We start from the raw sequence: 1,216 nt of genomic DNA, 5'->3' as shown, positions 1-1,216 counted from the left end.
ACAATCTTCAGCGCACCCAAAATCCCTGTGGGAGCGAGCCTGCTCGCGAAGGCGCCAGATCAGATACATCCACATTGAATGACACACCGCTTTCGCGAGCAGGCTCGCTCCCACAATGGTCCGGGGCAAGGCCACAATCTTCAGCGCAACCAAAATCCCTGCTCGCGAAGGCGCCGGCACAGTCAACATCATCATCGCCTGACACTGCGCTTTCGCGAGCAAGCTCGCTCCCACAGGGAATGCAGGTGAATCAGAAGGCTTCAACCCATCTGAATTTTCCCGCCAACCTGCCCCCTAAATCCTGAGCGGTCGATACACGTCCGCCGATGCAAGGAGGGTCAACATGCATGTCGGATAATCAAACGCCTTCGCCGCGCAACACAGAGGAATCCACCCAAACACTATTGAGCCGCTTGCTCATGGCGCGCGGGCCTGGCGGTCAGGAAGACGAAGTTCGGGCGATCTGCCTGGAAGAACTGCGGCGCCATTGCGACGAGGTCTGGACCGATCGGGCCGGCAATGTCATCGGCCTGCTCAAGGGCCGCGAACCCGATCCGGACGGCAAGCACGCTGTGCGCATCATGGGCCACATGGACGAGATCGCCATGCTGGTCAAACGCGTCGAGCCGGACGGTACGTTGCGGGTGGTTGCCCTCGGCGGTGCGAATCCGGTGAATTTCGGTGTCTGTCCGGTGGATATTCTCGGCGATGCGCAAACCCTGCCCGGCGTGCTCTCATTCGGCTCGATGCACGCCACCACAGGCTCGCCGCAGGGCCAGGATGTGATGAGCGGCGCGGTGGAGTGGAAAGACGTGCACATCATCACGCGCCACGACCCGCAAACCTTGCAAGACATGGGCGTGCGCCCCGGCACCCGTGTCGTGCTCAGCCAGCACTGGCGTACGCCGTTCAGAGTGGGCGATGCCACCGCTGCGCACTTTCTCGATGACCGCGCGCCTGTCGTCGCCATGCTCCAGGCCGCCGAGCAACTCAAGCGCAGCCCGACCGAATTGGCGCACGACACCTACTTTGTCTTCACCACCCTCGAAGAAGAAAGCAACGCCGGCGCAATGTACGCCGCTGCGCACCTGCCCGGCGACACCACAATCGCGGTGGAAGTCGGCCCGGTGATGAGCGAGTACGCAACGCGATTGAGCGTCGACCCGATCATCGATACCGGCGACCAGAAAGGCTATTACTCGCGCGGCGTGGTCAT

Annotated in this window: 2 protein-coding genes; one reads left to right on the top strand and one right to left on the bottom strand. The window is 62.0% G+C overall.

Annotated elements, in window-relative coordinates:
• Window positions 1-222, bottom strand: a 222-nt coding sequence (locus OQK_RS31600) for a hypothetical protein (RefSeq protein WP_238537242.1), incomplete at its 3' end; no start/stop codon positions are given.
• Between the two features lie 125 nt (window positions 223-347).
• Here OQK_RS31600 and OQK_RS21985 point away from each other — a divergent pair.
• On the top strand, window positions 348-1,216 hold an 869-nt coding region (locus OQK_RS21985), incomplete at its 3' end, for a M28 family peptidase (protein WP_016774298.1).

It is taken from the genome of Pseudomonas sp. R62, from assembly GCF_000257605.1.
Lineage (GTDB): Bacteria > Pseudomonadota > Gammaproteobacteria > Pseudomonadales > Pseudomonadaceae > Aquipseudomonas > Aquipseudomonas atacamensis.
This window is presented reverse-complemented; position numbering and strand designations above follow the sequence as displayed.